Annotated in this window: 4 protein-coding genes; 1 reads left to right on the top strand and 3 read right to left on the bottom strand. The window is 43.1% G+C overall.

Translation table 11 applies throughout. The features are described 5' to 3' along the window. The 3 genes from Q9Q35_RS08755 to Q9Q35_RS08765 form a co-directional block, all read right to left on the bottom strand. A partial coding sequence (locus Q9Q35_RS08755; RefSeq protein WP_304653024.1) for a hypothetical protein occupies positions 1 to 1,001 on the bottom strand: 1,001 nt, incomplete at its 3' end. Beyond that, a complete protein-coding gene (locus tag Q9Q35_RS08760) occupies positions 967 to 5,250 on the bottom strand; it encodes a Rib/alpha-like domain-containing protein (protein ID WP_304653021.1) in 4,284 nt (1,427 codons plus the stop codon). The genes Q9Q35_RS08755 and Q9Q35_RS08760, both read right to left, overlap by 35 nt. Before the next feature lie 588 nt (positions 5,251 to 5,838). Next, the gene (locus tag Q9Q35_RS08765; RefSeq protein ID WP_304653022.1) at positions 5,839 to 6,693 is read right to left on the bottom strand and encodes a Rib/alpha-like domain-containing protein; all 855 of its coding nucleotides are present in this window, start codon (positions 6,691 to 6,693) and stop codon (positions 5,839 to 5,841) included. A gap of 207 nt (positions 6,694 to 6,900) precedes the next feature. Between Q9Q35_RS08765 and Q9Q35_RS08770 the strand changes: the two genes are divergently transcribed. After that, on the top strand, positions 6,901 to 7,333 hold a 433-nt coding region (locus tag Q9Q35_RS08770; protein ID WP_304653023.1), incomplete at its 3' end, for a hypothetical protein.

The following is a 7,333-nucleotide window of genomic DNA, read 5'->3' on the forward strand; positions in this document are numbered from 1 at the left end:
CAAGTCACGCGCCGGTAAGAAAAATATGCTATAAGTAAATTGGCAGCTCTAAAATGGAGTATGGTTTTGCGTCGTGTCCAGTTTGGATCATAGAGACTCCAGATATCATCGATTATCTGATTGGTGATAGTGTTGGCGTATGTCAGAACCGTTTTTCGGCTTTTGCCATTTCTGAGAGTCCCTCCGGCGGTGGAGACGATAGGCAGAGTGCCGACGGTAGTTACATCGTCATCGGTAGTGCCGGCATCGGTATGTAGTGCAAACGACAGGTCGACCGGTATACCAAGCCCATTTTGCCCTGGAAGCGATTTTGACCCTCCAGCAAGATAGTTGACCCACATGCCTCGTGACTTGTAGTCATCTTCATAATCGTTTTCACCTCCTGTTATGGAATAGACGCTTGACGGTATGCCGGCCCACTGGAGCCAATAGCGTGCTCCTTCGGTGAAGCGCGGATAGCCGCTTGTCGAGGCTGTGTCACCTGAGCCACGTTGGATATTGCCTTGACCTCCGCCTATCTTGATAGCATCGGCTGTCACTACTTTGCCGTCCTCTTCCGAGACGTTCAGCAATTCTACTACGGGGGATGAGCCTTTGGCAAATGGAAATGTACCGAGATATACCCATGTGCCGCCACCCATGGTCTGGTTGACCTGGAACTCTTCGACACCACGCAATGATTTAACTCTATAACGGGCGTCACGCGCGCTTTCAGGAAGAGAGGCATAGCTGACATAGAGGGCATATTCGCCTTGTTCGGGAATGTCGGCTGTCCATATGGCTGATGAAGCCTTGTCAACATCCTTGATGGTCGGAACTTTGCGCAGAGACCCATGCATAAACGGGTTGGATGTGCCTGTAAGTATGTCGGACTTATAGGCAAATCCACGCTTGTTTTCAGCGGTCGACCACGCGTTGCTTCCATTCTTTTCTGAATAACCTTTTTGGGCCAAGCCTCCGTCTGCATCAACGATTACCTGTTGGTTCGTACTTATCGGCATCTGTTGCCACAACTTTATATTGGGCCACATAAGTTGCACCAGTAGTAAATGTTTCCGGTAAAGCAGGATTCCAACCATCTTGAACATATCCTTCATCAACTTCTAGTGTTGGTAAAGTAAGCTCACTTGCTGGCGTTCCTTCACGTACATCGAAGATATAGCTCGTACCTGTAGCAAATTTACCATTTGCCCCTGCATCAAACGTCACACGGACATAACCTTCTGGTGTTGGCGCACTTGGATCATTTGTGCGATCGATCACCTTGTCCAATACTGTAACGACAACTTTTCCTTGATCAGTCGAGCCATCTGGATATGTTACTGTTACTGGGATCTCGTAAACTCCAGGAGTATTACCATCTGGTAACATTGCACCTGGATCAACTGTGATCTTTGGTTGTTCACCATCAGTTGGATAATCTGGAACAGTAACAGCTTTGATCACATCATCTTCAGTCGTCGGTTGCCCTGCTGGCTTTTCAATTGGGGTATAGTTTGGTTCGTATTTATCAGCATCACTTGTTGCGACCCGATATTGAGCTACATAAGTCGCATTTGCGGTGAATGTTGCTGGTAAAGCAGGACTCCAAGCTTCAGCACCATCTTTTTGAACAAAGCCATCATTTGCGACCACAGTTGGTAATGTCACTTCACTGAGCGGTGTACCTTCTTTAACATCGAAGATATAGCTTGTATCAGCTGCAAATTTACCATCAGCTCCTGCATCAAATGTCACACGGACATAACCTTCTGGCGTTGGTGCACTTGGATCATTCGTGCGGTCGATCACCTTATCCAATACGACAACTTTGACTGTTGTTGTAGCTGTCGTACCATCTGGATAAGTAACTGTTACTGGAACTTCAAATTCACCTGCTTGATTTCCGTCTGGTAAGGTAGCTGGATCATCAACTGTGATCACTGGTTGGTTCGGTTGATCAGTCGGATAATCCGTTGTCACCGCTCCGATAACTTCCGGTGCTGTAGTTGGCTCACCAAAGCCCTTATTAATGGTCCCACCTGTAACTTTATATTGCACATTATCTTTTAACTTATATTGGGCAACATAATTAGCAGCTTGTGTGACCGTATCTTCTAATTCAGGACTCCATCCTGTGTGCAGATAATCTGTTGCTGGTGTTACCGTTGGGAGCGGAACTTCTGTCATAGCGGTTCCAACTTTAACATCAAACATCTTCACTGCATCAGCTGCAAAAGTCCCATTTGCACCTTGATCAAATGTTAGGCGGACATAACCTTCCGGCGTTGGCTGAGTCGGATCAGTTATTGGGATAACATTCCCTACTACGACTTTGACTGTCGCCTTATCCGTTGTTCCATCTGGATAAGTGACCGTTACTGGTACATCATAGACCCCAGCTGTCATTCCATCTGGTAAGGTCGTTGGATCATCAACTGTAACAGTTGCCCCAGCTGGCGTTGCGATCGGATCAGTCTTACCCGTTTCAGTAAAGATAACTTTACCAATAACTTCCGCTTCTGTTGTCGGACTTCCAAGTTCTTTATCCAATTGTCCGCCAGTCACATCGTAGTCATCTGCGATCGGTGTTTTGATCGTTACTTTAACGGTCGTTTCATCGGTCGAGCCGTCTGGATATGTCACCACCACAGGAACATCAAAATCACCTGCTGTTGTCCCATCTGGTAAGGTCGTACCTTCTTTGATCGCCATTGTTGGCTGAGTCGGCATTGTATTTGGATAATCCGTTGTCACTTTCCCAAGGATCTCTTCAGCACTTGGAGCTTGGCCATAATCTTTGGTCAATTCACCACCCGTTGCGGTATAAGTCGTTGCAGCATCATTTGCTACATTAACAGTAACATAGACGAAATCCTTTGAACCATCTGGATAGGTCACTTGAACTGGCGTTACATATGTTCCTTTGCCTGTTAGTGCTGCTCCTTTGACGGTAACTGCGCCTGTCGTTTCATCAACAGTCACATTTGCAGGGTCGATCACAGTCGCACCTGCAGGGATCGTTGCTTTAATATCAGCTGGAATGTCTGCATCGGCTGCTGTTACAAACTTAGTTCCCTGTGGCGCGGTCGCATCTGTCCCACTTGCATTTTTAAATGTCGGTGAAACTGGTGTGGTGTCTTGTCCGATAGTACCTGTCACTTCACTATATGCAGGTACATAGGAATCCGCTACTGGTACACCCGCAACAAACGAATCTAAAGCCAAAGCATTATCTAAGGAATTAGTCTTTTCCCCTTGTTCAAAGATCGCGATCGTAAAGTTAGTATCTGCTGTAATATCATTTGGTACGGTAAAGACATCTGGCGTATAAGTCCCCTCGGTGCTGGAAGTGATCGTCTGCGCACTACCATAAGCGACACCATCTTTGAACCATTGCACTTGATATTCATGCGCTGGGAATAAGCCACCAACGACCGAATTTACTTTATCGCCTGCAAACGCATGGTTGCTTCCTGTATCATAGTCTAAAATATCGACCATTGGTTGCGGATTCAACAAAGCAAAGTTGACCGAACCATAGTTATACCCTGTACCAACTGAGGTCAAAAAACTGTTAGCATTTTGGAACATATTATTAGTAAAGGCATCATTCCAGATATTGTAGTTGTCAATCAGCGGCATTACATACATATAATTTCCGTTGATATGACGATTCTTTTGACCTAAAGTACCATTCCATGCCAGCAAATTCTTATTGTTGATATCAGCATCTGTAACTAATTTATGCCATTCATCTGCTGAAACTGCTGCAGATCCCTTATTAGTTGCACTAGTTCCATAAAGCCCTCTAAATGGAATATAGTAGTACCCTTTAGAATCGACTGTACCGACAACTGTTTCTGCGATATGCGAACCAACACCATTTTTTGCTTGATAATCAGCAATTATCTGAGCTTGAGCTGCTTTCATATCATCTAATGAATATCCTTTGTGCTCTTTAGCCCAATTATCTAATAAGATCGTTACGTCATCATTTAAGTATGAAGCAACTACTTTTGTTCCGTACGCCTTGACATCATTACTGTCATTGACCCATTGGTTAGACAAACCACCAGCATTATCGCCGTTTTCATACCAAACATAACCTGTGACTGCACCATTTAAACCACGATTTGGCCAGACACCATCAGTATTTGGTGATTTTTCCCATTGATCTTCTGGTTTAACGAGCCAATTTTCTAGACCCATTTTTTCTTGGAAGATGACCATCGAATTAACGATCCGGTTGATCCCAGCTGTGAAATCCCAAGATTCGTTCTTTCGGTTTAGTCGAGTATGGAAACCATAGATCTTATCACCAGCTTGCACGATACTGTATTTTTCAGGATCTGGGTTTTGGACCCAAGTTCTGATCGCAAATTTAGCATCACCGGCTAAATTGAACTTACTTCCGCCTTCAAGTCCATTTGGATCGGAAAGATCGATCGCAAATGTCCCATCGGCATTAGTTGTGGTGTAATAAACTTTAGAAACATGACCTTTACCATTTACCCACTGCAAATAAACTTTGACACCCGCCATCGGTACTGAATCACTACCCATGCCATCTAATCCACCACGACTTACATCAAGCCAAGCTTTACCCGAATAAGTCATTTTAGCAGTTGGATCTCCTGGGCTATAGATAGCATTTTTCTCCAGCTCTTCTTGGAGCGCATCTGAGATCGTCGGACCATCTGCTTGTTCAGCCGCAACGCTTATACCATCATTTTGATCATTTGTGTCAGGAACTGACCTTGATACTGGTAGATTTTCCTCACCTTGTGTCGTAGTGACTTCTGGTTGAACACTTTCCTCAATAACACTTGTTTCATCTTCAGTAGGTGTTACGACACTCTCAGGTGTGGTCACCGTTTCTTCTGGCATTTCCTTTTCAACTGTGCTATCATTATTAGCAGTAGTGTTTTCTGAAGTTGGCGCTTCAGTTTCTACACTACTATCTGGTATCGAAGTTTCGGGTAGAGTCGTTTCATTGGTAGTGAGATCCTCACCCGAGGCTTCTTTTGTTTCATCTGTCACATTCTCTGTAGGCTCATCTGTTTCACTTGGATCTTGTGAAGTAGCTACTACTTCAGTTTCTGGTTCATTATTTGTTTGATCAGCTAAAACACTATTAGTGCGGTGGACAGCAAATGTTGTCCCGATCAGAACTGAAGCGACACCTACACTAAATTTTTTGATCGTAAAGCGTTGGTGCTTTGGTTCCATCTTTTGAGACTGTTGCTTCCGATTATTTCTTGAAAGCATATCAAAACCTCCATTCTTAAAATGACCGTTTACAAGAAAATTTTCTGTAAACATTTACATTCCGTAACATAATATTAACTTTTTATATAAAAAAACTCAAATAATACAACCTAAATATTTCAAATCTTAAACTTTAAATTCTTTGATTTAACTATATTTATCAGAAAAAACAAATGATTTGATTCCATTTTTTATAATATTAACATTATATATCCGTTAAAACTTACATCTTTGATAAAAGAGATATAAATAATATTAACTCCAAACTAATAAACTCCATTAAAAACATCATTGCCAATCCTTGTCACTATATGGTATAATCGCCTCGTTAGTGTATCACTTACTTCGCTTGATCGCGCTTGGGTTTGCGCATTTTCTACGAAAGTTCTTGAGCACTATTCTCTAATTAGCCAGATCAAAATGTATTTGCGGTACATTTTGACCTGGTTTTTTTACATAAGTTAAAAAACAGGCTAAAAGCCACGTTTTAAAACGTTGACCTTTAGCCTGTTTCATTATCTCTCACTGGATCGAGTGAACTTTTTCCAACTTTCTGTTATCTATTTGTTTAAAAACATATTCGATAAATTAGTTTTTGCGTTTCTTCTTATCAGCTACAACGCCTAATCCCAAGATCCCGGCAAGAGCTGTTAAGATCACACCAGCAACTGAAGATGATTTAGCATCGATATCACCTGTTTGTGGTAATTCTTGTACTTTGGTATTATCTGCTGGCTTAGTAACATTAGTTGGTTTTGGTGTCATTTCCTTCTCACCTTCACCACTGTTGCTATTACCACCATTCGTTACTTTAGCTTTAACAACTACCTCAACTTCTACGATATCAAATGAACCATCTGGATAGATCACTTTGACCAAACCATTAACTGTGCCTGGCATCGTTGTGTTCGGAGCAACGATCCATTCAACTGTCGTACCTTCTGGAAGTTCATCTAAGTTTGCGATCGTATCCTTAGCTTCTGGCACTTGTCCTTCGATCACTTCAACTGGTTTAGTGATAGGTTCGTACTTGTCTGCATCAGTGCGATCATCTGTTACTACCACTTTGACTGGCACTTCATCTGTTGAGCCATCTGGGTAGATCACTACGATCGTACCTGTCTTTTCACCTGGCGTTGTTGTATCGATCGGTTCTTTCCATTCGTACTTCGTGCCATCTGGTAGATCTTCTTTGTTCTTGATGCCTTCTGCTGGGTCTACTTCTTGACCTGGTTTCACAGTTACATCTTGACCTACTGGTTCATTCTTATCTGCATCCGTGCGGTCATCTGTTACTACCACTTTGACTGGCACTTCATCTGTTGAACCATCTGGGTACGTTACTACTACTGTCGCGTCTTTTGTACCTGCTGTTGTAGTATCTACTGGATCTTTGAATGCTACCTTTGTACCTTCTGGCAAGTCACCTAAGTTTGCGAACATACCTTTAGAAAAGAAGTGGCGCTTGCCATTATCCCTGTCTGCATCTTTGTGCTAAGCGGCGTCACCTCAGGGAATATTCTGCTGGTGGCAGGCGGTGTGATTTTTGGCATTGGCCATCTATATGTTATCTGTCAGAATGCAAAAGCATAGCGGCAGTTCATTTCGAAGCGGTGGGAAAAGGTTCATAAACAAACGTAGAAAAAGCGGATGAAAAACCAGAGCTTTGCAATACTAAGAAAAATCAGAATTCCGATTGCGATGATAAGCAGTTTGCTGACAGCACTGACTTTTATATTAAGAGCTGCAATTACCGAAATTACATATGACGAAGCCTTTACCTATCCGGCCTATGCAAGGCCTCTTATGGACAGCCTACGCTTTGCATGGTGGAGAGCATTTTCCGGGGGTGCATGTATTTTTGTCTGCTTATGCAAATTCGGTTACAATGGTGTGCTGTTTTTGTATGGGTGTTGTGATGGCATGGCATTTGATGTGGGAAAGAAAGCTGCTGCCGTTTATACGGAAATGCCGGCCTATCCTCTGGCGGTTCTTGGAATTTACGAGCTGCTTAAGACGGCCGTACGGGATTGGCAGGAGAGCTCTTCTTCTTTTTGTATTTCCACAAAGATTTTGGGAGTGG

The organism is uncultured Ligilactobacillus sp. (genome assembly GCF_948826705.1).
Taxonomy (GTDB): domain Bacteria; phylum Bacillota; class Bacilli; order Lactobacillales; family Lactobacillaceae; genus Ligilactobacillus.